This is a genomic window from Pseudochrobactrum sp. B5 (assembly GCF_001939785.1).
Taxonomy (GTDB): domain Bacteria; phylum Pseudomonadota; class Alphaproteobacteria; order Rhizobiales; family Rhizobiaceae; genus Pseudochrobactrum; species Pseudochrobactrum saccharolyticum.
This window is the reverse complement of sequence record NZ_MOYL01000002.1, coordinates 469,920-491,962: the sequence shown is the minus strand read 5'-3', so window position 1 is coordinate 491,962 and position 22,043 is coordinate 469,920. Positions and strand designations below refer to the sequence as shown.

General features: G+C 49.9%; 23 protein-coding genes and 1 tRNA gene. 12 read left to right on the top strand and 12 right to left on the bottom strand.

All coding sequences use genetic code 11. From position 1 onward, the window contains the following. Positions 1 to 129: 129 nt before the first annotated feature. The gene (locus BKD14_RS08935) at positions 130 to 309 is read left to right on the top strand and encodes a hypothetical protein (protein WP_022712310.1); all 180 of its coding nucleotides are present in this window, start codon (positions 130 to 132) and stop codon (positions 307 to 309) included. Here the strand turns inward: BKD14_RS08935 and dprA are convergent, their stop codons facing one another. The 4 genes from dprA to BKD14_RS08915 all read right to left on the bottom strand — a co-directional run bounded on the left by dprA (position 310) and on the right by BKD14_RS08915 (position 4,451). Beyond that, positions 310 to 1,503 (bottom strand): DNA-processing protein DprA, encoded by a 1,194-nt coding sequence (dprA, locus tag BKD14_RS08930; protein ID WP_075655316.1) that lies wholly within the window; start codon positions 1,501 to 1,503, stop codon positions 310 to 312. It lies immediately after the preceding gene. Continuing rightward, the gene (gene plsY / locus BKD14_RS08925) at positions 1,504 to 2,115 is read right to left on the bottom strand and encodes a glycerol-3-phosphate 1-O-acyltransferase PlsY (RefSeq protein ID WP_075655314.1); all 612 of its coding nucleotides are present in this window, start codon (positions 2,113 to 2,115) and stop codon (positions 1,504 to 1,506) included. A gap of 75 nt (positions 2,116 to 2,190) precedes the next feature. After that, positions 2,191 to 3,474, bottom strand: coding sequence for a dihydroorotase (locus BKD14_RS08920; RefSeq protein ID WP_075655798.1), 1,284 nt, complete (start codon positions 3,472 to 3,474; stop codon positions 2,191 to 2,193). A 2-nt stretch (positions 3,475 to 3,476) separates the two neighbouring features. Then, positions 3,477 to 4,451 (bottom strand): aspartate carbamoyltransferase catalytic subunit, encoded by a 975-nt coding sequence (locus tag BKD14_RS08915; RefSeq protein ID WP_028233959.1) that lies wholly within the window; start codon positions 4,449 to 4,451, stop codon positions 3,477 to 3,479. A gap of 218 nt (positions 4,452 to 4,669) precedes the next feature. Here BKD14_RS08915 and BKD14_RS08910 point away from each other — a divergent pair, with 218 nt between their 5' ends. Further along, positions 4,670 to 6,412, top strand: coding sequence for an acyl-CoA dehydrogenase family protein (locus BKD14_RS08910; protein WP_139316372.1), 1,743 nt, complete (start codon positions 4,670 to 4,672; stop codon positions 6,410 to 6,412). Between the two features lie 30 nt (positions 6,413 to 6,442). On the opposite strand, the gene ruvX is transcribed toward BKD14_RS08910, so the two are convergent. Beyond that, positions 6,443 to 6,928, bottom strand: a complete 486-nt coding sequence (gene ruvX / locus BKD14_RS08905; protein ID WP_075655312.1) for a Holliday junction resolvase RuvX — start codon at positions 6,926 to 6,928, stop codon at positions 6,443 to 6,445. Between the two features lie 99 nt (positions 6,929 to 7,027). Between ruvX and BKD14_RS08900 the strand changes: the two genes are divergently transcribed. Next, positions 7,028 to 7,741, top strand: coding sequence for a metal-dependent hydrolase (locus BKD14_RS08900; protein WP_075655310.1), 714 nt, complete (start codon positions 7,028 to 7,030; stop codon positions 7,739 to 7,741). Between the two features lie 50 nt (positions 7,742 to 7,791). Here the strand turns inward: BKD14_RS08900 and BKD14_RS08895 are convergent, their stop codons facing one another. The 3 genes from BKD14_RS08895 to BKD14_RS08890 all read right to left on the bottom strand — a co-directional run bounded on the left by BKD14_RS08895 (position 7,792) and on the right by BKD14_RS08890 (position 9,309). Further along, on the bottom strand, positions 7,792 to 8,271 hold the full coding sequence (locus tag BKD14_RS08895) for a hypothetical protein (RefSeq protein ID WP_075655308.1): 480 nt from the start codon (positions 8,269 to 8,271) through the stop codon (positions 7,792 to 7,794). A gap of 75 nt (positions 8,272 to 8,346) precedes the next feature. Continuing rightward, positions 8,347 to 8,832 (bottom strand): hypothetical protein, encoded by a 486-nt coding sequence (locus BKD14_RS19100; RefSeq protein ID WP_139316371.1) that lies wholly within the window; start codon positions 8,830 to 8,832, stop codon positions 8,347 to 8,349. 12 nt (positions 8,833 to 8,844) lie between these two features. Then, complete coding sequence (locus tag BKD14_RS08890) at positions 8,845 to 9,309, bottom strand: hypothetical protein (protein ID WP_075655306.1); 465 nt, start codon at positions 9,307 to 9,309, stop codon at positions 8,845 to 8,847. Positions 9,310 to 9,591: 282 nt separating this feature from the next. Between BKD14_RS08890 and gatC the strand changes: the two genes are divergently transcribed. The 4 genes from gatC (at position 9,592) to BKD14_RS08870 (ending at position 13,291) form a co-directional block, all read left to right on the top strand. Continuing rightward, positions 9,592 to 9,879, top strand: coding sequence for an Asp-tRNA(Asn)/Glu-tRNA(Gln) amidotransferase subunit GatC (gene gatC / locus BKD14_RS08885; RefSeq protein WP_022712301.1), 288 nt, complete (start codon positions 9,592 to 9,594; stop codon positions 9,877 to 9,879). 126 nt (positions 9,880 to 10,005) lie between these two features. Next, the gene (gene gatA / locus BKD14_RS08880; protein WP_075655304.1) at positions 10,006 to 11,487 is read left to right on the top strand and encodes an Asp-tRNA(Asn)/Glu-tRNA(Gln) amidotransferase subunit GatA; all 1,482 of its coding nucleotides are present in this window, start codon (positions 10,006 to 10,008) and stop codon (positions 11,485 to 11,487) included. Between the two features lie 6 nt (positions 11,488 to 11,493). After that, positions 11,494 to 11,967, top strand: a complete 474-nt coding sequence (locus BKD14_RS08875) for a GNAT family N-acetyltransferase (RefSeq protein WP_022712299.1) — start codon at positions 11,494 to 11,496, stop codon at positions 11,965 to 11,967. A gap of 64 nt (positions 11,968 to 12,031) precedes the next feature. Then, positions 12,032 to 13,291 (top strand): type VI secretion protein ImpB, encoded by a 1,260-nt coding sequence (locus tag BKD14_RS08870; protein WP_075655302.1) that lies wholly within the window; start codon positions 12,032 to 12,034, stop codon positions 13,289 to 13,291. 20 nt (positions 13,292 to 13,311) lie between these two features. On the opposite strand, the gene BKD14_RS08865 is transcribed toward BKD14_RS08870, so the two are convergent. Beyond that, complete coding sequence (locus tag BKD14_RS08865) at positions 13,312 to 13,986, bottom strand: hypothetical protein (protein WP_075655300.1); 675 nt, start codon at positions 13,984 to 13,986, stop codon at positions 13,312 to 13,314. A 249-nt stretch (positions 13,987 to 14,235) separates the two neighbouring features. Further along, positions 14,236 to 16,467, bottom strand: coding sequence for a DNA topoisomerase IV subunit B (gene parE / locus BKD14_RS08860; protein ID WP_075655298.1), 2,232 nt, complete (start codon positions 16,465 to 16,467; stop codon positions 14,236 to 14,238). Positions 16,468 to 16,912: 445 nt separating this feature from the next. Here parE and BKD14_RS08855 point away from each other — a divergent pair, with 445 nt between their 5' ends. After that, on the top strand, positions 16,913 to 17,845 hold the full coding sequence (locus tag BKD14_RS08855) for a DMT family transporter (RefSeq protein WP_075655794.1): 933 nt from the start codon (positions 16,913 to 16,915) through the stop codon (positions 17,843 to 17,845). Between the two features lie 69 nt (positions 17,846 to 17,914). Here the strand turns inward: BKD14_RS08855 and lipB are convergent, their stop codons facing one another. Together lipB and BKD14_RS08840 are read right to left on the bottom strand one after the other, a co-directional pair. Next, the gene (lipB, locus tag BKD14_RS08850; protein WP_075655296.1) at positions 17,915 to 18,658 is read right to left on the bottom strand and encodes a lipoyl(octanoyl) transferase LipB; all 744 of its coding nucleotides are present in this window, start codon (positions 18,656 to 18,658) and stop codon (positions 17,915 to 17,917) included. 846 nt (positions 18,659 to 19,504) lie between these two features. Beyond that, a tRNA-Leu gene (locus tag BKD14_RS08840) sits at positions 19,505 to 19,589 on the bottom strand. A gap of 502 nt (positions 19,590 to 20,091) precedes the next feature. Here BKD14_RS08840 and BKD14_RS19650 point away from each other — a divergent pair. The 4 genes from BKD14_RS19650 (at position 20,092) to BKD14_RS08820 (ending at position 21,917) form a co-directional block, all read left to right on the top strand. Then, positions 20,092 to 20,301, top strand: a complete 210-nt coding sequence (locus tag BKD14_RS19650) for a BRO family protein (RefSeq protein ID WP_280949118.1) — start codon at positions 20,092 to 20,094, stop codon at positions 20,299 to 20,301. Between the two features lie 189 nt (positions 20,302 to 20,490). Continuing rightward, positions 20,491 to 20,769: a hypothetical protein gene (locus BKD14_RS08830; protein ID WP_075655290.1), complete on the top strand. Its 279-nt coding sequence runs from the start codon at positions 20,491 to 20,493 to the stop codon at positions 20,767 to 20,769. A 195-nt stretch (positions 20,770 to 20,964) separates the two neighbouring features. Further along, entirely contained in the window at positions 20,965 to 21,405 is a 441-nt protein-coding gene (locus tag BKD14_RS08825) for a BRO family protein (RefSeq protein ID WP_075655288.1), read from the top strand. Between the two features lie 176 nt (positions 21,406 to 21,581). Continuing rightward, positions 21,582 to 21,917, top strand: a complete 336-nt coding sequence (locus tag BKD14_RS08820) for a Rha family transcriptional regulator (RefSeq protein WP_075655286.1) — start codon at positions 21,582 to 21,584, stop codon at positions 21,915 to 21,917. Positions 21,918 to 22,043 lie beyond the last annotated feature (126 nt).

The following is a 22,043-nucleotide window of genomic DNA, read 5'->3' as shown; positions in this document are numbered from 1 at the left end:
GACATTGTTTATTTTGTAATCATAGGTTGATTTCAGGCATTGTACATATCAAATTTGTCTGTTCCGGCTGCAATAGAATGACATTTTATTTGGTTCTTTAATTTATATATTTAGGCTTAAGGCGGGCTCATGAAGGCAGATAAAGAGAAGTCCTATCATGAAATCATTTATGTTCATGATAAACTACTGGAATTACGTCATATTGCTCAGTCCAACCACTATCCGATGCTGGCTTATTTCATAGAAATGGCATGGGTTGAGGCATCAGATGTTTTGCGCAGCCAGTCAGGCCGGATGACGAAAAACTGATTATTGTGAGGGCAAAAGCGCAACCAGACCATTGTCGCTGCGTTGCAACTGCCCCGCGAGATCAAGCTCCAGCAATGCCAGATGCACGGCAGAGGCACTGAGACCTGTGTGGCGGATAATCACATCCGCTGAAACGGGGGGGTTGCTGAGAGCGTTGCGGATACGCTCATAATCATTGTGTGCCGGAACAGGATTTTTACCGGTATCGAAACCGATACTTGCCGGCTGCTTCATCAAAATCTGAGCTGTGTCTTGATTGAACAATGTTCCGGCCTGCATTTGTGCCGTACAGGCCTTACGCAGCATCGGCTCCAGTGCATCCAAAATATCCTGTGCTTCGGTGAGCATGATAGCGCCGTTCTTGAGCAGAGAATTGGCACCATTCGCACGCGGATCAAGCGGTGAACCCGGTACAGCAAAAACCAGCCTGCCCATTTCTGCAGCCAGTCGTGCACTGATGAGCGAACCGGAACGCTGCGCCGCTTCAATCACTGCAAGCCCGAGCGACAGACCGGCGATGATGCGGTTGCGGCGCGGAAAGTCCTGTGCGCGCGGAACCCAGCCCATCGGCATTTCAGTAATAATGACCCCGCCATTATCAATGATCTGGTCGAGCAGCGGAATATTTTCCGGCGGATAGGGGCGGTCAAGCCCGCCTGCCAGAACGGCAATCGTACCGGTCTCAAGGCTGGCTTTGTGCGCCGCCGTATCAATGCCTCGCGCAAAGCCGGAAACGATGGCGCAGCCGGATTGCCCGAGATCGCGAACCAGCTGGCTTGTGAAAGCGCAAGCTGTAGCAGAAGCATTTCGTGCGCCGACAATCGCCACGGGCGGCTTGCTGAACAGCGACGCATCTCCAAGCACAGTTACCAGTGGCGGAGGATTGAGGATTTGTCTGAGATAGGGTGGATATTCCGGCTCGCCCATTCCGATAAGTTTGGCACCGGCGCGTTCTATCGCTTCCAGTTCCTGTTCGGCTTCATCAATTGTATGAATACGCAGCGGGCGTTTGGCTGTGGAGCGCACCAGTTGCGGCAGGCGCTCAAGTGCGGCAGCAGCGCTGCCGCAATAGGCGATCAGATCGCGAAAACTGGCAGGCCCGACATTATCGCTGCGGATCAGCCGCAACCAGTTGAGTCTCTGCTGATCTGAGAGACGAATTCCTTTTGACTGCGAACCCGTCTCTGCGATCATTTATTTTGATCCTATTTTGGTTTCTGTGCCGCTCAGTAACCGTTCAATATTTGCACGGTGCTTGATAAAAATTATCAGCGTCAGAACTGCAAAGAGCAGCGCTGTTTTCGTCAGCCCGAGATAGAGAATGGAAAGTGGAACGATGATACAGGCGATCATCGCTGAGAGCGATGAATAGCGTGTGAGAAGCGCGATTACGATCCACACTGCGGCAAAAACCAGTGCACCCGGCCATGCCAGTCCCAGCAGAATACCGAGATAAGTGGCAACGCCTTTGCCGCCTTTAAATCCAAGCCAGACCGGAAAAATATGGCCGAGAAATGCGCCAAGCCCTGCGGCCAAGGCATAGTCGCGGCCGAAATAGGCAGCAACCAGTACGGCAATAGTGCCTTTGAGCATGTCGCAGAGCAGAGTTGCCGCAGCAATTTTCTTATTGCCGGTGCGCAACACATTGGTTGCGCCGATATTGCCGGAACCGATGGAGCGCACATCGCCGAGACCCGCCATGCGGGTGAGCAGTAAACCAAAGGGGATTGAACCGAGCAGATAGCCAAAGACCAGCGCTGCAAAAATGCCAGCCGCGCTGCCGGTGATAATCAGTGGTTCAAGCATGAAGTCCCCTCAGAGTGATTTGTCCGCGCAACCGGACAGCAGAAATTAGGCATAAAATCCGCACCAAAACAATATTTATAATGCGAAGACTGTTTTGCCGCTGACCACGGTACGGATCACGCGACCCTGAAATTTAGCATCTTCAAAAGAGCTGTTTTTCGAGAGCGAGTGCAATTCTTCAGCCTTTACAACCCATGGTTCATAAAGATCAACCACGGCGAAATCAGCTTTTGCACCAACTTTCAGAGTGCCTGCATCCAGACCATAGAGTTTGGCCGGAGCGGTGGAAAGCACTTCGATCAGACGCAAGAGGCTCAATGAGTCATTGTGATAGAGACGCAGCGCTGCCCCCAGCAGGGTTTCCAGTCCGATTGCACCGGCTTCCGCATCGGCAAATGGCAGACGTTTGGTATCAACATCCTGCGGATTATGCGCGGAGACAATCACATCAATCGTGCCGTTGCGCACGGCTTCAATCATCGCCTGACGGTCATCTTCATTGCGCAGCGGCGGCGAAAGACGGAAGAATGTGCGATATTCGCCGATATCATTTTCATTCAGCGATAAATGATTGATCGAAACAGCAGCGCTGACTTTTGCATTGGTTTCCTTGGCGCGGCGCAGAACCTGAGCCGACATATCGCAGGAAATTTGCGCAGCGTGATAATTGCCGCCAGTCATGCTTGCTAAGCGCAGGTCACGTTCCAGCGGAATGACTTCTGCTTCGCGCGGCGCACCGGAAAGACCGAGCCAGCTGGCATAAAGCCCGCTATTCATTGCACCGCCGCCGAGATAAGGGTCGATTGTCTCATGGGCAATCACCGCGCCAAAATCCTTGGCATAGGTCAGCGCACGGCGCAGCAGCAGCGTATTGGCCAGTGATTTGCGGCCTTCGGTAAAGGCAACCGCACCGGCTTCGCGCAGCAGACCCATTTCGGTCATTTCCTCACCCAGCAAGCCACGGGTGATGGCCGCAGCCGGATGCACATTGACAATGGCGGTGTCGCGGGCAGTCCGCTTGACGAATTCGACCAGTGCCACATTGTCAATCACCGGATCAGTATCCGGCATCATAATCATGGAGGTTACGCCACCGGCAGCAGCAGCCTGACTGGCCGAGGCGATAGTTTCACGATGTTCTGTACCCGGCTCACCGATAAACACGCGGCTGTCGACCAGACCCGGGATCAGTACATTGCCGTTAAGGTCAATGACTTCTGCGCCTTCCGGCGTGCCCTGATTATTGGTATCCGCACCGCTGGCAATAATAATGCCGTCCTGAACGATCAGCGTGCCGGTTTCATCGAGATTGCGCGAAGGATCAATGATGCGGGCATTGGTGTAAACTGTAGTGCTCATCATCAGGCTCCAACACCGTTAAAATTTTCAGGATTTCGTCGCGGGTCAAGCAAAGCTTCCATCACGGCCATGCGAACGGCAACCCCCATTTCCACCTGTTGCTGGATCACGCTTTGCGGGCCGTCAGCAATATCCGAGGCAATCTCTACGCCGCGGTTCATCGGGCCCGGATGCATCACCAATGCGTCCGGCTTGGCATATTTGAGCTTTTCTTTATCCAGCCCGTAAAAGTGGAAATATTCACGCACGGATGGCACAAAAGAGCCGCTCATACGCTCGCGCTGCAGGCGCAGCATCATCACTACATCGGCGTCTTTCAGGCCCTCTTTCATGGAGTTGAACACTTCAACGCCCATTTGTTCAATGCCGGATGGCAGCAGGGTGGATGGTGCAATCACCCGTACCCGCGCACCCAGCGCATTGAGCAGCAGAATATTGGAGCGAGCCACACGCGAATGCAGGACATCACCGCAGATAGCCACGATCAGACGACCGACTTTGCCTTTAGCGCGGCGGATGGTCAGCGCATCGAGCAGGGCCTGTGTCGGATGTTCATGGGCACCGTCGCCGGCATTGACCACCGAGCAGCCGACTTTTTGCGCCAGAAGCGCCGCAGCGCCGGCAGAAGCGTGGCGGATCACCAGAATATCCGGCTGCATCGCATTAAGCGTCATTGCCGTATCAATCAGCGTTTCACCCTTTTTAACCGACGAGCTGCCGACCGACATGTTCATCACATCGGCACCGAGGCGCTTACCGGCCAGTTCAAAGGAAGATTGGGTACGGGTGGAGTTTTCAAAGAAAAGATTAATCTGCGTGCGACCGCTTAGGATTGTTTTCTTTTTTTCCGGCTGACGGGAGACAGCAACTTCACTGTCGGCCAGATCCAGCAATGTGGTAATATCGAGAGGAGAAAGACCTTTAATCCCGAGCAAATGGCGGTGGGGAAAAAGAGGCGCGGGAGATTGTTCTGTCATCACAGCTATTCCCATATATTGTTTGCAGAGAAACTTGTTTGCGGCCTTATATATGCTTTTGCGGCTTTGTCGAATAAACAGTGTGGAGAAAAACGGATTATTGAGGGGATATTTATAATTTTGCCGCAAACAATACCGCAAGGCGGATATTAGAGATTCGCGTATAGATTTTAAATACAAAAACCGGCGGCTGAAATCTCCGGCTAAATGGATGGAATATGTCGGTTAACACTCCTGCAGACGTTTCTGAAGTAACTAATCAGGCGCCGCAGCGCACCAATTATGCGCCGGATACGTCTCCATATTCCGTGACCAAAAATCTCAACGGGCAGGCTGCTCCGCAATATAATGCTTATCTGAGTGATCCGCTGCTGCTGCAATGTGCAGCGCGCTTTCCGGAAAACCTGCAAAAAGAGCTCGAACAGACCGGCCGTTTTGTTTTATCTGCCGATGCGCAGGAAATGGCGCGTCTTGCCAATTCCGAAGTGCCGCGCTTGCAAACCCATGATCGTCAGGGCAACCGCATTGATCAGGTGGAATATCATCCGGCCTATCATGCTTTGATGCGCCGTTCCGTTGCGCATGGCCTGCACTCATCTATCTGGGAAAACAGCCCGCAACAATCTGCTGAAGCAGGTCGTCGCCATCAGGCGCGTGCAACACGTTTTTATCTGACAGCGCAACTGGAATGCGGCCATCTCTGCCCGCTGACCATGACAAGCGCATCACTTGCAGTGCTGATGACCTCTCCGGCGCTTTATGATGAATGGTCGCCGCGTATCCTCACCCGTAAATATGACTCGTCCAACAAGCCGCCTGTTAAAAAAGCTGGTCTGACACTTGGAATGGGTATGACAGAAAAGCAGGGCGGCACCGATGTTCGTGCCAATACCACCCGCGCCGATCATGCGGGTAATGGTGTCTACCGTCTTAACGGCCATAAATGGTTTATGTCCGCACCGATGTCTGATGCCTTTATGGTGCTGGCGCAGGCCAATGGACAGGCTGCCGGTGACAATAAGTCCGGCCTGTCCTGTTTCCTTGTGCCGCGTTTATTGTCTGATGGCAGCGGCAACGGCTTCCGCTTCCAGCGTTTGAAAGACAAGCTCGGCAACCGCTCCAATGCCTCTTCCGAAGTGCAGTTTGAAAATGCACTTGGCCAGATGGTCGGAGAGCCGGGGCAGGGTGTGAAGACTATTATTGATATGGTGACACTGACCCGTCTGGATTGTGCTGTAGCCTCCGCCGGACTGATGCGTGCCGGTATGAGTGAAGCTGTTCATCATGCCCGTCACAGAAGTGTCGGCGGTGTACCGCTGATCAATCAGCCGCTGATGCAGCGTGTTCTGGCGGATATGTCACTGGATGTGGCGGCTGCTACTGCTCTGTCACTGCGCCTTGCCCGTGCTTTTGACATGGCGGCCAATGATCGTATGGAAGCTGCTTTTGCCCGTGTTATGACACCTGTGGTCAAATATTGGGTGGCAAAAATTGCACCGGCGCTGCTCTATGAAGCGATGGAATGTCTCGGCGGCAATGGCTATGTCGAAGAAAATCCGCTGGCGCGGCTTTATCGCGAGGCTCCGGTCAATGCGATTTGGGAAGGTTCCGGCAATGTGATGGCGCTGGATATTGTGCGTGTATTGCACCGCGCACCACGTTTGTTTGACGATGTGCTGGAGTGGATCGGCACACAGCTTGGCCGTCGCGGTCAGGGCACTGTTGCCGTATTGCGGGCTGCGATGCAAGTAACCATGACCGATGAAGGTGCGGCACGTATGCTTACCGAGCAAATGGCACTGGCGGCCAGTGCCGCCTGCCTGAAAGAACTCGGTGCGGATGATATCGGCGATGCCTTTATCGAAACCCGTCTTGGTGGTCAGTGGCGCACAACCTATGGCATGATTGATGCCCGTCATGACGCATTAGGCATTATCAACGCACTCTATCCGCAGGAATAAGCTGCAACCGGCTTATTGACGGACGGTTGACTAATCCTGCTCACTGTCACGGCGCAGCATATGTAGCCGGTCAAGTGCACCCTGCAAAATGAACGAGGCAGCAGCGGAATCAATCCGCTCTGCGCGTTTGGCGCGGGAAACATCCATGCCGATCAAGGCGCGCTCTGCCGCAACCGTTGAAAGCCGCTCATCCCAATAGATAAACGGAATATCGGTGAGCTTTTCCATATTGCGCACAAAAGCGCGGGTGGCCTGCACACGCGGGCCTTCTGTGCCGTCCATATTGACCGGCAGGCCGATAACCACGGCTGAAATCTTTTCTTTTTGCAGCAGTTCCAGCAGTTCCTGTGCATCCAGTGTGAATTTGCGTCGTTTCAGAACAGGGCGCGGATGGGAGAAGGAAAGTCCGAGATCAGAGACAGCGATGCCGATGGTTTTGGTACCCAGATCAAGACCGGCAACCATCTGACCATAGCTCAGGCTTGCCGCAAGCTCTTCAATTGTTGATACAGCCATATCTCGTTTCCTGATCCGGTAATGTCATACTATATTGCAAAGACAGCGCAGTGCATTCTAACTGTGCCTATAACAATATGCATCGGCAAAGGGAATATCATGAAAATCACCTGGCTCGGCCATTCTGCTTTCCGCGTTGAAACTTCGCAGGCGGTCATTCTGATCGATCCTTTTATCAGTCAGAGCCCGACCGGTTCCGCTTTGGATTTTGCTGAAGTGACCAAAGGCGTGACGCATATTGCCCTGACACACGGCCATGGTGATCATGTCGGCGACACTATTCGCATCGCAAAAGAAACAGATGCAACGGTTATCGCCAATGCTGATCTTTGTGACTGGCTGGAGCATCGTGGTGTTGCGAAAGTCGATCCGACGAATACCGGTGGTACAGTTTTTCACAACGGATTTTCTGTAACATTCGTCAATGCGCTGCATTCTTCCGCAAGTTTGACGGAAGACGGTATTTCCCATTCGCTTGGTAATGCCAATGGCTTGGTGTTCCATTTTGATGATGAGGGCGCACCGGTGCTTTATCATATGGGGGATACGGATATTTTCTCCGATATGGCGCTGATTAATGAATTGCATCAGCCGGAGATTGCTCTGGTGCCGGTCGGTGACCGCTTTACCATGGGCGGCGCAGTGGCCGCACTGGCCTGCCAGCGTTATTTCCCTGCGCTCAAAACAGCCATTCCATGCCATTTCGGTACATTCGGTCTGCTGGATGCAACCGCAGATGATTTTGTACACGGTATGGAAAAGATCTCAACGGAAGTTAAGGTTCTGGAAGTCGGCGGTAGTTTGACAGTTTGATAGCAAATACTCCCCATTTATCAAGTTAATGGGGAGCTTGATCATTGATTTTAAGATGGATTTTCAATATAAAAACTAACAGCCCAGACAGATTCAACGTCATAATCTATGTCGTTGCTAAGAAATACACCAAGATCAGATGTGTAGCATAAATTAAATTTGTTATTATTTATTGTAGTTGAAATTTTAAAAATTGTTGCGCTTTTTCTCTTAATGATAAATTTCGTTGCGAGTGCCGGCGTAACATTCGTAACCAATCCAACATCAATACTGCCGCCTGGGGTTGCTGTTGCAGCGAGTGCTTGTATAAAGCCTTCATACTTCGGACTGTAAAATACTGATGTAAACTCGTTTGTAGCTGTTATGTCTGTAATATTATTTGAATTTGTGTAGTCAATTGTGCTGTAATCCAGTGTTGGATTTGTGGTTAATTTGTATCCGCTGTATACTGGATCCGTAATTGGATTTGTTGTATCTGTAACTATATTTGGATTGTTGTATGAAAATGGTTTGAAGCTAAATAAAAACATCTTACATCCTTTCAAATGTTGCGTTTTTATTTTGGCATATTTAAAAAATATTATTAGCTGTTATTTTTTTCAGTGCTAGTCATGTTGCGGGTATATATCTATGAGCCAGATTTTTTCATTTGGATAAAGAGGGCTTTTAGAAAAATAAACTTTATCCTCTGCTGCATGATAGGATAAGACGTATGTGTTTGAGTAATCAATTGCTGGGTCACTGTTTGCTGTGTGTACGTAAATGTAGCATGTGCTTATATTAATCATATTGATGTAAAGTTTTGAAAGTATAGATGGTTCGACTGAATTTTCTGCAACGGCAATTAGTGCTCCGTATGCATCTAAGGCAGGTTTAAAATATAAAAATGAATTTTCTCCAGGATTGTAGTGCAAGGATGGATTTTCTGTAATTTCATTGTTTATAATTGACTGAGTTGATGTGAAGGATATCGATTTTTGATCTTTTGTTTTTGCTACAGTTAAATAATATCCACCAAAATATGGTCTATCTGTATTTACAGAGAGGTATTTATTTGGATATGACATTGGACGTATACTAAATATTAACATAAGTTGCCTCTTCTAATTATGATTTATAATCCATAAATATTTATCATCATTGATGTAATTTAAAAAATTTATATCATTGTTTAAGTTGTTGAAATATAAGTAATATTTTATATTTTCTTTTGTTGTGTGTATCGTGTAGTAATTGTCTGTTGTTTTTGTGATGTGAAATTTCGGTGCTGTTTGTGGGGTGAGGGCGCGGTTGATTGCAGCTGGAGCATGGTCATTGTTATTTCCAAAAGTGAGAAAACCGTTGCTATCTGCATGATAAAATAAGGAGGCAGCAAAGCTCTCCTGAGCTGGATGGTCGTTTCGCGGACGACGTGCAGAGTGAGTAAATAAAGTGTGGCTGCTAAGTATTTCGGAAGAATTTGGTATTGGAGCTAATATAAGTGAGAATACATTATCATTCTCAATGAGTGCTTGTGCCTTTATGTAAAAATCTTCTGCATTTTTAGGGCTCAGGGTGAACAAAAACATATGACTTCCTCGGGAAGAATTTATTTTCTATGATATTAAATTACATTTTCAGATGTATCGCCTGATTTATTTGACAGGTCTCACTCCTCTTTTCTGAGGTGAGCTAAGCTGGCGCAGGGGGGGGGATGAATTCGCATCATGGTGTGTGCTTTAATGCATCACCAATATTGCACTTGAGCGGGTGCAGGGTTATAGCCGGAATAAGAGAAATTCCTTGCGGGCTGTATTCATGCCGGACGACCGGCAGCGATCACCGCATTTTCGCATTTATCGGAGAACGACATGTCCGTCGATTTAACTACAGTCAAGCGCGTTGCGCATCTTGCCCGTATTGCGGTCAATGAAGAACAAGCCGAGAAAATGACCGGTGAACTCAATGTTATTCTGGGCTTTGTGCAATCACTCGACAGCGTGAATGTCGATGGCGTGGAGCCGATGACCTCAGTTATTCCGACCGCCATGCGTCTGCGTGAAGACAAGGTGTCTGACGGCAATATCGCTTCGGAAATCGTATCTAATGCACCGATCACCGAAGAAAACTTCTTCATGGTGCCAAAAGTTATCGAATAATCCCCACCCTGATCCATCCGACTGCTGTTTCCTGTTTCAATATGAGCTGTAACTGCTCCCGACACGAAGTCTGGTTTTTGAAATAGTGCGGACAGCACATGAAAAGCCCTGAACAGGATTGATAGAATGACTGATTTAACCGCACTCACCATTGCCGAGGCGCGTGACAAGCTGAAGGCCAAAGCCTTTACCGCAACCGAACTTGCCGATGCCTATCTCAAGGCGATTGATGAAGCGAATGGTGCGATCAACGCCTATGTCAGCGTTACCCATGATAAGGCCCGTTCGATGGCCAAGGCTTCGGATGAGCGTCTGGCAAAAGGCGAGGCCGGTGCGCTGGAAGGTATTCCGCTTGGCGTAAAAGACCTGTTCGCGACCAAAGGCGATCATACGCAGGCCTGTTCGCATATTCTTGATGGCTTCAAGCCGGATTATGAATCGACTGTTACTGCCAATCTCTGGGCAGACGGTGCGGTTATGCTCGGCAAGCTGAATATGGACGAGTTCGCAATGGGCTCCTCCAATGAAACATCTTATTACGGCCCTGTGGTCAGCCCTTGGCGCGCAGAAGGCTCGGAAGAAAAGCTGGTTCCGGGCGGTTCTTCCGGTGGTTCTGCTGCGGCTGTGGCTGCACGTCTTTGCGCCGGTGCAACCGCAACCGACACCGGCGGCTCGATCCGTCAGCCTGCGGCTTTCACCGGTACTGTTGGTATCAAGCCGACTTATGGTCGTGTTTCCCGTTGGGGCACAATTGCTTTCGCATCGTCGCTCGATCAGGCAGGCCCGATTGCCCGTGATGTGCGTGACAGCGCAATTCTGCTCAAATCAATGGCTTCGGTTGATCTGAAAGATACGACTTCTGTCGATCTGCCGGTTCCTGATTATGAAGCAGCCCTTGGCAAATCCGTAAAAGGCATGAAAATCGGTATTCCGCGTGAATATCGCATTGACGGTATGCCTGCGGAGATCGAAAAGCTCTGGGCGCAGGGCGTTCAGTGGCTGAAAGATGCCGGTGCGGAAGTTGTTGACATTTCGCTGCCGCATACCGAACAGGCACTGGCTGTTTATTACATTGTGGCACCGGCGGAAGCATCGTCGAACCTCGCACGTTATGACGGGGTTCGCTATGGTCTGCGCGTACCGGGTAAAGACATTGTTGAAATGTACGAAAACACCCGTGCGGAAGGTTTCGGCAAGGAAGTCAAACGCCGCATCATGATCGGCACTTATGTGCTGTCAGCCGGTTATTATGATGCCTATTATGTTAAGGCGCAGAAAATCCGTACGCTGATTAAGAAAGACTTTGAAGATGTGTTTGCTGCCGGTGTGGATGCAATCCTGACACCAGCAACGCCATCCGCGGCCTTCAAGCTGGGCGACAAGGAAATGGCCGCTGATCCGGTGAAAATGTATCTCAATGATATCTTCACCGTTACTGTGAACATGGCTGGCCTGCCGGGTATTTCCGTACCTGCCGGTCTGTCCGAAAATGGTCTGCCGCTTGGTCTCCAGCTGATTGGCCGCCCGTTTGAGGAAGAGGCGCTGTTTCAGGCTGCTCATGTGATTGAGCAGGCTGCAGGCCAGTTCGCGCCTAAACGCTGGTGGTAACGCCTCATGCAGCTCCGGCAGGCAACAAACGCTGATCTGGCGATGATTGCCCGTATCGGAGCTGATGCATGGGCTTCCCACATATTCAGTCATGAAACAGAAGAGCCGGATCAGCGCAGACGCGCTGAACTGGCTTTTTTGCATTCAGCGCAGGATTATCTGGATTATATTCTCGTCGCTGAACAGGATGGCGTGATTTGCGGCTGGGGCGCACGCGATACCAATCAGAATTATATATCTGATATCTGGGTGGATCCGGCGCATCACGGGCAGGGCATCGGCACATTGCTGGTTGATGCATTGCTGGCACAAATTGTTATGCTCGGATTTCAGAGCGCGGAAATCGGCACCCATGCACGCAATTTACCTGCAATAAAGCTTTATGAGAAATGCGGTTTCCGGATTATCCGCCGCTATGAAGAATGGTCAGACAGTCTGGCGCGGGTTGTGGAAAAGGTGAAAATGCAGGCTGATCTGTAATTCAGGCTTGCCAAAATCATTTAATGTTCCTATTTTGTTCCATGATAGTTGCGGAACAAATACCATGCGTAAACCTGATCTGCCGGAACGGCTTTATCTCGATTTTGACAGTTTTTTTGCCAGTGCCGAGCAGCAGATGAATCCTGCTTTGCAGGGCAGGCCGGTGGGCGTTGTGCCTCATGCCAGTGAATTTACCGGTCTGATTGCGGCCAGTAAGGAGGCGAAGAAGCTTGGTCTGAAAACCGGCACATCGGTACGTGAGGCGCGGGCAATCTGCCCAGAGATTGCGATTGTGGAAGCGCGACCGGATGAATATGTCAAACTTCATCACAAAATACTGGATATTATTGATACGGTGCTGCCGATAGGCAGCGTGCGCTCAATTGACGAATTGGTTTGTCGTCTGCTGCCGTCGGAGTCCCGACAGGCAGAAGCTCTGGGACTGGCGATTAAAGCGGCGCTGCGTGAGAAACTAGGCTCGGCACTGACCTGTTCTATAGGCGTTGCTCCCAATGAGCTGCTGGCCAAAATTGCTGCGGAAATCGACAAGCCGGACGGCTTGGTGATTGTGCGGCCGGAGGATATTCCGCATCGTTTTTTAGGGCTGAAACTGCGTGATCTTCCGGGCATTGCCGCCGGTGTGGAAGCGCGCCTGCTGCGCTCCGGTATTACGACGGTTGAAGAGCTCTGGAAGATCAGCCCGAAACAAGGTCGGGCGATCTGGAATAGCGTTGAGGGGGAGCGTTTCATCGCCGGATTGCATGGCTATGCGGTGGAGAAACAGGAAACGCATCGCCGTATGTTCGGCCATGGCCGTGTGCTGCCACGGGACTGGCGTCAACCGGATAAAATTCTGCAATGCGCGCGGCTGCTCTGTATGAGTGCCTCGCGCCGTTTGCGTAAGGAGCATTATCGTGCCGGTGCTCTGGTCTATGGCTGGCGGATCAAGGGGCAGGAATCCGTCTCGGTTGAAGGTGTGTTCCCGCCGTCACGTGACGATCATTGTTTTCTCACCTGTCTCTCGCAACTGCACCGGCGACTGCTCATGCACCCGTCGTTTCGCAAGGCTGATTTCCGGCAGGTCAAGAATGTGCATATTTATCTGCATCATCTGTCCGGTGAGGTGGTCGACAGTCACGACTTGTTTGATGAGCCGCAAGACAAGCAGCGTCAGCAGCGCTGGGAGCAGGTTTCAGATACGCTTGACCGCGTGCGTAAACAATTCGGCTCGGATGTTCTGAGCCTCGGACCATCTATTGCCCCCGGCTCTTATATTGGCGGTAAGATCGCTTTTGGCCGTATTCCTGATCTGGATGATTATTGATCTGCTTTGATGCAGACTGCTTAAACGCAGTCAGATGGGGCAGGTTCCGGTTGAAAAAGAATGTCGGCGTGACCTGAGAGTGCCTCAAAATACGGCATAGTATATGTCTGCCTGAGGCGTTCCATAGACATAAAATGACCGGTATTGCCGTTGGATCGTTTGTGTCCGCGCTGCACCGTAACTTCAACCGGAGCATCAACCAGAATGATGATGTCTAATGCAGTGCTTATCGGTTCATGAAGAAGATAAATACCATCGCATAGCACAATGGACGGAGCGTTTTCAGGCAGAGCAATATTGTAATGCTCGTCCAGATTGCCAGTTTTCCCGTTCCATGCGCGATTATAGCTGTAATGTCCGTGCGCTCTTAATGCGTGGATGGCAGCTATTATATCATCATAGGCATACCAGTTCTGCGGATTTTCAGCAAAAGCGATATGCTCTGTTATGCCGGAAGCATAGGCGCTCTCAATGCTTGCCTGACGGTCAGTATAACTATGGGAAGAGAAGCGGTCACAGCTCAGATGTACAATATTGAAACCTGATATTGCTGTGAGCTGCCGACATAAAGTGGTTTTTCCGGCTCCTGCTAATCCGCATATTCCGGCAATTAAAATATTCTTTTGAACTGCTTCAGATTCAAGTCGCTGCCGGAGCTCATCAATTGTCCGGATTATGGCTTTCGCGGCACACATCAGCAGCTCCGGTTGAACGGTCTTGCAATTCAGATCCGAATATATTGCCAGAGTTGGAGTGCATCCCCAAAAGCGTGAAGCGCCCATGCAGGGAAATCAGTTCACCGGAATGATTTCTTGTCCTGTTTCGACCGGAACAAGATGCGTGTAAAATCAACAGGGCGGTTCTGACATTTCCGTATTCACCGGAACCGCCCCGGATGTCTGATATCATCGCTAATGTGCAAGGCGAAGCCTTGGGCCAAAGCCTTAAATATCCAGCTCCTGAACGAATTCAGCATTTTCCTGAATGAAGCGGAAGCGGGCTTCCGGCTTGGTGCCCATCAGGTCATCTACTGTAGATTTGGTCGAGCCGTTTTCATCTTCCACCAGATCCACGCGCAGCAAAGTACGTTTCTTCGGATCCATGGTTGTTTCTTTAAGCTGGTCAGCACGCATTTCGCCAAGACCCTTAAAGCGGCCGATTTCGATCTTGCTTTTGCCTGTAAACATCGTGCGGATCAGCTCATCTTTATGGGCATCATCGCGGGCATAGGCAACTTTACCACCCTGACTGAGGCGGTAAAGCGGTGGCACTGCAAGATAGAGATGCCCGCCGGTAATCAGCTGCGGCATTTCCTGATAGAAGAAAGTGATGAGTAGTGAAGCAATATGCGCACCATCGACGTCAGCATCGGTCATGATGATGATGCGGTCATAACGCAGATCATCTTCACGATAATTCTTGCGCGTGCCACAGCCGAGTGCCTGCACCAGATCACCGATCTGCTGGTTGGCTGTCAGCTTGTCACGCCCTGCGCTGGCCACGTTGAGGATTTTACCGCGTAGCGGCAAGATCGCCTGATTGGTACGGTTACGCGCCTGTTTTGCAGAACCGCCCGCCGAGTCACCCTCAACGATAAACAATTCCGCACCGGCAGCCGAATTCTGCGAGCAGTCAGCCAGTTTGCCCGGCAGACGCAGTTTTCGTGTTGCAGTCTTGCGGGTTGTTTCTTTTTCCTGACGGCGGCGCAGACGCTCTTCCGCACGCTCAACCACCCAGTCGAGGAGTTTTGAGGCTTCCTGCGGGGAGGCTGCCAGCCAGTGGTCGAACGGATCGCGGATCGCATTTTCCACGATACGCTGCGCTTCAACTGTTGCCAGCTTGTCTTTAGTCTGACCGACAAATTCCGGTTCGCGGATGAAGACCGACATCATACCGGCGGCAGAAATCATCACGTCATCAGTGGTAATCACCGAAGCGCGTTTATTATTGGTCAGTTCCGCATAGGCTTTGAGACCGCGTGTCAGCGCCAGACGCAGACCCGCTTCATGCGTACCCCCTTCGCCGGTCGGAATGGTATTACAATAGGAATGAACGAAGCTGTCGCCGCCATACCATGCAATGGCCCATTCAACGGCACCGTGACCGCCTTGTTTTTCAGTCTTGCCGGAGAAAATCTCTCTGGTGACCATAAATTCTTTGCCGAGCGAGGCGGCGAGGAAGTCCTTCAGACCACCCGGGAAATGGAAAACAGCTTTTTCCGGAATGCCTTTTTTTGGATCGAGCAAAGACGGGTCGCAGGACCAGCGAATTTCAACGCCACCGAACAGATAGGCTTTTGAGCGTGCCATGCGGTACAGACGCTCAGGATCAAATTTCGCATTCTTACCGAAAATATCCGGATCGGGATGGAAACGCACACGCGTACCGCGACGGTTATGCACTTCTCCCAGTTCTTCCAGATCGCCCAATGGCAGGCCACGCGAAAAGCGCAGACGATAGAGACGACGGGCGCGCGCCACTTCGACTTCCAGCAGGTCGGACAGCGCATTGACCACCGAAACACCCACGCCGTGCAAACCGCCGGAGGTTTCATAGGCCTTGCCGTCAAATTTACCACCCGCGTGAAGCTTGGTCATAATCACTTCAAGCGTGGATTTGCCCGGCACCTGCGGGTGGTTTTCAACCGGAATACCGCGTCCGTTATCGCTGACAGTCAGGAAGCCTTCAGCATCGAGATTAACATCAATGAAATTGGCGTGACCGGCAACAGCTTCGTCCATCGCATTGTCGATGACTTCGGCAAACAAATGGTGGAGTGCTTTTTCGTCGGTACCACCGATATACATGCCCGGACGCAGACGTACCGGTTCCAGCCCTTCAAGAACACGAATGGCGGAGGCGTTATAATCGCTGCCATCGGAACTTGCCGGAGCAGAACGGAGTTCCGCGACAGGTGCAGAAGTCGGAGCGGGGCGAAGCTCCGTGGCAGGCTTTGGAGCAGCAGGGCGAAGCTCTGCGACTGGTTTTGGAGCAGGCTCAACGACAGCAGGTTTGGCAGGAGCAGGGCGCAACTCTGCTACCGGCTTTGCAACAGGTGCAGGCTCAAGAGGGGACGAAACAGTTTCGGCAACACTGACCGGAGATTCAGGCTGTATCGCCTGACGTCCGCGTGCATTGCTGAGAATATTCGAAAAAAGATCGTCGCTATTATCCATGTGAAATGGCTGGCCTGTTCGTTCAAATAGATACGGAGCATTTTGCTGCTGAAAGAATGCTTCAGCTTCGCATAAATGCGGGAAAACAAAGTTACGAAACGGATTTTCTGTTTCAGGAAAACCGGAACCGCTTCGGAATTACGGAAAATCGAATCACAGATAGTTTGGCATGTTTATATCGCTAAAGCGATAAAGGTTCTCTTTACGTTCCTGTTTAAATGCCGGTAATCCTGACTTTTCCGCAGATTTATTTTGTTTGAACAATTATATCGGAATTGTCAAATCATGCCGCAACCAATCCGCGACAGCATAGCGGGCTCTGTGTCCTTATAGTGACGGTTTGGCACAATCAGACAAGGGGCGGGAGAGAGTGGTTGCTTAAACATATAAGCCGTGATGAGAACAGAGAATGAAATGAAGGCGGCTCTGCCGCAGGGGAATGAAAATGCAAGACCGGTTACAGCCGCATGTGCGCGGAATGATTACGATGATCTGTGCCATGCTTATTGTGCCGCTTATGGATGCAACCGGCAAATGGCTGGCAATGGAAGAGAATATTCCGCCTGCCACCATCAGCTTCATGCGTTTCTTTGTGCAGGGGCTGATTAGCTTAGGTGCAATTGTCCTGTTCAGTCGCGGGCTTGGCCTTAAAACAGAGCATCTCTGGGGTAATCTGTTTCGTGGCTGTCTGCTTGCACTCGGCAGCCTGTGCTTTTTCACGGCGGTAAAATATATGCCGTTGGCCGATGCGCTGGCCGTGTTCTTTGTTGAACCGCTCATTCTCACAGTTCTTTCGATGATTTTTCTCAATGAAAAGGTGGGCTGGCGTCGTCTCAGTGCCGTGCTGGTTGGCCTGCTCGGAACCGTGATCGTGATTCAGCCAAGCTGGAGCGTGTTTGGCTGGGTATCGGTTCTGCCGATGATTTCAGCTTTTCTGTTTGCAGTTTATCTGGTGCTGAACCGTAAATTCGGCCTCAATGAGCGTCCCGTCGTCATGCAGCTTTATGCCGGTATCGGCGGCAGTATCATGGGGCTGGCCGTTATGATCTTCGGTGAGGCTGCGGCTATTCCTGATCTGCAATTTGTATTGCCTACCTCGCTGTTCCCGTGGTTCATGCTGATTATGATTGGCGTCTTTGCTGCCAGCGGCCATTTGCTGGTGGTGCAGGCATTTCAGCTGGCACCGGCATCTATTCTCGCGCCATTTCAATATGTCGAAATCGTTATGGCCGTGACCGTTGGGCTGATCTTCTTCGGGGATTTCCCAAGCCTGTCAAAGTGGTTCGGCATCGCCATTATTATCGGCTCCGGTATTTATGTGTTCATCCGCGAGCAAAAGCGCAGTGCTGAAGCGGAGAAGGCAATGCTTTCCGCATGAGTGAAAAAGTAAAGGCGGCTCAAAAACCGCCTTTATCATTTTAAAATAATATGTTGCTTGATATTTTTATTATCTCACATCACCAAAAACATCATTGAAACTTTGCTTCAACGCCACATCCAGATCATCCATGGAGACCGGCAATCCCAGATCAACAAGGCTGGTCACGCCATGTTCGGCAATGCCGCAGGGAACAATACCGCCGAAATTTTCAAGCTGCGGCTCTACATTGATGGAAATACCGTGAAAGCTGACCCAGCGACGCAAACGAATACCGATTGCAGCAATCTTGTCTTCAGCCATTGAGCCATCGGCGAGGCGAGGTTTTTCAGGGCGCATAACCCAGACACCCACGCGGTCTTCGCGGCGCTCACCTTTGACATTAAAACTGTCGAGCGTGCGGATAATCCATTCTTCGAGCGCGGCCACAAAGGCACGAATATCCTCGCGACGTCGTTTCAGATCCAGCATGACATAGGCCACGCGCTGCCCCGGACCATGATAGGTAAACTCACCGCCGCGCCCCGTCTTGTAAACCGGGAAACGATCAGGTGAGAGCAGGTCTTCTTTGCGGGCACTGGTACCTGCAGTATAAAGCGGCGGGTGTTCCACAAGCCAGACCAGCTCATTAGCTGTACCGTCACGAATGGCTGCGACGCGGGCTTCCATAAAAGCTTCAGCATCCGGATAGGTTGTGAGACCGTCGGCAACCAGCCATTCAACAGGCGGAGAGCCGTCAGCAGCCTGAAAACGCGCGGATAGATCATTACGGTTTGTCGCGGGGCGACTCTGTGCAGGGGAATTTTCTGTCATGATGGCATTCAGGTAGAGATTACAGCTCAAAAAATCCAGATGGCAAATTGACCGCTTTTCACAGCAAGGTCTGGCATTTGTTTACCTGCGACCTGGGATTTGCAGCTGGATGAATATGATTGTGGACTTACTGGTCGTTTGTCGCCTAACAATGCCACAGCACTTCGCATCTTCCTGTCTTGAATAACTGTATAGGACACAAGTGCTGAAGTGGGGGAACTACAATGAAACTACTTTGGAAAAGGACGCTACAAGTCCATATCTTGTTGTGGGTGGTGCTTGCAATTGTGTCCTACGCAACCGCCGGAATCTACGCATTTGTGAGTTGCTGGCCTTTCATCTTGATTATACCGCCTCTCGGTTTTGTTTTTATTTTTCTGTTCCTGTGCAGTTTAGTGACTTTGATACGCTGGATGTTCTATCCGCAGTTTCGCACGAGGCGATCATTTATAATTGAGAGTCACATCATGATAATTATTTTTGGTGCAGTCATTTGCCGGGTGGTCGCGAATATCGCGGTTGGTCAGGTCAGCTGTCTTTAGATGCGATTATCCCGCTCTCTGTATGATGAATTTGTGCGCCTTCGACGAGGAGGCAATCCTATTCATGGCAGCAGCTATTTGCTGATTGTGCAAAGCTTCAGGCTTGGCTTCACTGCAAGGCATATGAATTTGTTGTGAGGAATGACTGTGTGAGGTGTTTTGAGGGTTTTTAGGCAATACTGCCAGATGTTGCTCAGGTCTGAATTGTGTAAATCAGTTGTAATTTTTCCGTGCATGCAGATGAGTGCATTGGGAATTCTGATTTAATTATATTTTTGAAAAACCAAATTCTCTAAAAAGAGAATGGTGCGGTCGAGAAGACTCGAACTTCCACGGGTTGCCCCACAGCGACCTCAACGCTGCGCGTCTACCAATTCCGCCACGACCGCACTGTGTGGTAGAAACCGAACTGCTTCGGTGAGGGCGATGTAGCAAATCACTATTGCAGTGACAAGGGTCTTATATTCAATAATTTCAAACGGTTTCAGAGTTTCCTTAAGGTGACACTCGAATGATTGTTTTTCAGTCTTTGTGTTGTACCCTTTAGTCGTCTTGAATGTCAGCTAGGAGAAAAGCGCAGACAAGCCATTCAAAGGGAAATAGTTAGAGGTCGGCCATTGTGTACCTCGTGTGGTGCAAAATGTGTACCTCTGATTGAACCAATAGCAGCACTTATAGGGAACGCCAAGAGGTAATCAAACGGACTCTCAACCTTCTACTTCAACAGCAATAAAATTCGCGTAGTCACTACTGATGACGAGCCATGGTTCGTGGCGATTGATATTTATGATGTACTGTACGGAAAGCGTACAGGGCTAAACACCGCCAAGATTTTGGACGCTGATGAAATCAAAGTAGTTTACCGGCACACGCGCTTCTCACTTTGCGCTAATTTCGGAAAGCGGTCTGAACCGTCTTGTGATGAGGTCAGACAGAAGCGAAGCGCGTCCTTTCCAGAACTGGGTAACTCGTGAAGTCCTCCCAACTATCCGCAAAACAGGTTCCTATTCTGTCAATAAGGAAAGTACGCAACCTCCTGCATCATGTGGCGCAGAGGCATTCTTCCACAGGCTCTATGCAGACGTGAATAGATCAGCGTGACACAGATTTGCGTCACATCGACGACTAAGTATTTGTAAAGAAATAAAATCTTCCAGATGTAAAGTCTACATTGAAATCCACCTATTCATAAGTGGATAAGTCATTGAATTTATTATATAAAATTCATTGACTGCAGCATTAAATGTGGTGTCAATTGCCCTCATCCAAATCGCTAGAGGAGTAATTAGAATGGTTATTCGTACACAACAAAGCACATTTGAGTTTTATAGCCTTCGCCGTTTTTATTTCAGGTCAAAATGGCTTGGAGAGGCATTTGCTAATGTTGAACCAGCGCTTGAGAAGCGTGAATTTAGCGCGTTTTGGGATATCGAAGATTTGACTGTTTTCAAGGTGTATATTGGTCATTGGCGCTTAACTTATGACGTACCTCAGTGGTCTTTTAAAAAACGTCATGCGCTGAAAGCCGAGCAACTACATAATAAAGAGAAACTACTAGGCACTCTATAAGTACGATTAAATTACAATCCTCTGCGTTTTAAAAAGAAAAAGGCCACAGTCTGCATAACTGTAGCCCTTTATTTCTTCCTCTAAGCGCAGAGGGTGGAGCGGTCAAAATGGCCGTTCCGCTCTGCTTATATAAATAAGGTGTGCAATTAAAACAACGGTCTCGTCCTCACAACCTTCAATTTCAACAGTAATGAAATTCGCGTAGTCACCATTGCTGACCAGCCTTGGTTCGTGGCGGCAGACGTTTGCCGTGTGCTGGAGATTAGGCAGACAACATACGCAATGCATGTACTCAACGATGAGCAACACCAACAGGTTACAAAGTCTATGGTGGGTTCGACCCACGTTAGCTTTCCTAATCGCGGTGCTACCTGCATTTCAGAAGGTGGCCTCAATCGTCTTGTCATGCGTTCGGACAAACCAGAAGCTCGACCTTTCCAAGATTGGGTAACAGACACAGTTCTCCCAGCTATGCGCAAAGATGGTGCTTACATCATGGGCGAAGAGAAGGTCACGTCTGGTGAGATGGATGAAGACGAGTTCGTCCTGAAAGCCATGACGATCTTGCAGGGCAAGGTTGAACGCCTCAAGCAAGAGAACACTAAGCAGGCTCAGGTCATTACTGAAATGAGGTGACACTTAAAATATCCTTAGAGATTGCTCGTAGAGCGCCTTTTGTATTTTAAGCTACCCCTCTAGCTTGCCCTACAAAACAACCATCAGCACTCTCATTACGAGCAAATCAATTACCCCCTCCATATGCATTTTTACACACGGGGCTTTCACTGCTCAGTCAAAGAAGGATTATTCAAATGTACGATATAAACACACCAATCGTAAACGATCATTTTGATGCACCAGCCACAGCTAATAGCCGCCATGTAGCTGAAATGCTCGGTAAGTCACACAAGGCTGTTTTGAGCAAAATCAAAGAACTTATTTACAGCGAATCCAGTTTTGCAGATGAATTTCTACCCGCGTCCTATACGCTTTCTAGTGGCGTGTTCCGTGTGACTTCATTCAATATGACAAAATCTGGTTTCAACAGTCTTATGCGCATAAGTGGTTTATATGGACGAAAATCCCGCGCTACTGCACAAGAATTTCTTGATGCCTTTGAGGAGGTGCGGAATACACCTCATAATTGAGCGGGATGTTTAGTCATATTGCGTTACTGACAAATTTTTATTTGCCTTGGATAAAGAGGATATTCTCACAAATAAAATCTCGTCGGTGACGCTATATGATGAAATCAATTACCCCCTCCATATGGA

Excerpts from the sequence above, each read along its gene's own strand:
- BKD14_RS08890 (WP_075655306.1), bottom strand. The coding sequence starts at position 9,309 with ATGTTTTTGTTCACCCTGAGCCCTAAAAATGCAGAAGATTTTTACATA.
- BKD14_RS08935 (WP_022712310.1), top strand. The coding sequence starts at position 130 with ATGAAGGCAGATAAAGAGAAGTCCTATCATGAAATCATTTATGTTCAT.
- BKD14_RS08895 (WP_075655308.1), bottom strand. The coding sequence starts at position 8,271 with ATGTTTTTATTTAGCTTCAAACCATTTTCATACAACAATCCAAATATA.
- BKD14_RS08870 (WP_075655302.1), top strand. The coding sequence starts at position 12,032 with ATGCGTAAACCTGATCTGCCGGAACGGCTTTATCTCGATTTTGACAGT.
- parE (WP_075655298.1), bottom strand. The coding sequence starts at position 16,467 with ATGGATAATAGCGACGATCTTTTTTCGAATATTCTCAGCAATGCACGC.
- BKD14_RS08830 (WP_075655290.1), top strand. The coding sequence starts at position 20,491 with ATGGTTATTCGTACACAACAAAGCACATTTGAGTTTTATAGCCTTCGC.
- BKD14_RS08865 (WP_075655300.1), bottom strand. The coding sequence starts at position 13,986 with ATGTGTGCCGCGAAAGCCATAATCCGGACAATTGATGAGCTCCGGCAG.
- gatC (WP_022712301.1), top strand. The coding sequence starts at position 9,592 with ATGTCCGTCGATTTAACTACAGTCAAGCGCGTTGCGCATCTTGCCCGT.
- BKD14_RS08910 (WP_139316372.1), top strand. The coding sequence starts at position 4,670 with ATGTCGGTTAACACTCCTGCAGACGTTTCTGAAGTAACTAATCAGGCG.
- gatA (WP_075655304.1), top strand. The coding sequence starts at position 10,006 with ATGACTGATTTAACCGCACTCACCATTGCCGAGGCGCGTGACAAGCTG.
- BKD14_RS08920 (WP_075655798.1), bottom strand. The coding sequence starts at position 3,474 with ATGAGCACTACAGTTTACACCAATGCCCGCATCATTGATCCTTCGCGC.
- plsY (WP_075655314.1), bottom strand. The coding sequence starts at position 2,115 with ATGCTTGAACCACTGATTATCACCGGCAGCGCGGCTGGCATTTTTGCA.
- BKD14_RS08855 (WP_075655794.1), top strand. The coding sequence starts at position 16,913 with ATGCAAGACCGGTTACAGCCGCATGTGCGCGGAATGATTACGATGATC.
- dprA (WP_075655316.1), bottom strand. The coding sequence starts at position 1,503 with ATGATCGCAGAGACGGGTTCGCAGTCAAAAGGAATTCGTCTCTCAGAT.
- BKD14_RS08875 (WP_022712299.1), top strand. The coding sequence starts at position 11,494 with ATGCAGCTCCGGCAGGCAACAAACGCTGATCTGGCGATGATTGCCCGT.
- lipB (WP_075655296.1), bottom strand. The coding sequence starts at position 18,658 with ATGACAGAAAATTCCCCTGCACAGAGTCGCCCCGCGACAAACCGTAAT.
- BKD14_RS19100 (WP_139316371.1), bottom strand. The coding sequence starts at position 8,832 with ATGTTAATATTTAGTATACGTCCAATGTCATATCCAAATAAATACCTC.
- BKD14_RS08820 (WP_075655286.1), top strand. The coding sequence starts at position 21,582 with ATGTACGATATAAACACACCAATCGTAAACGATCATTTTGATGCACCA.
- ruvX (WP_075655312.1), bottom strand. The coding sequence starts at position 6,928 with ATGGCTGTATCAACAATTGAAGAGCTTGCGGCAAGCCTGAGCTATGGT.
- BKD14_RS08915 (WP_028233959.1), bottom strand. The coding sequence starts at position 4,451 with ATGACAGAACAATCTCCCGCGCCTCTTTTTCCCCACCGCCATTTGCTC.
- BKD14_RS08900 (WP_075655310.1), top strand. The coding sequence starts at position 7,028 with ATGAAAATCACCTGGCTCGGCCATTCTGCTTTCCGCGTTGAAACTTCG.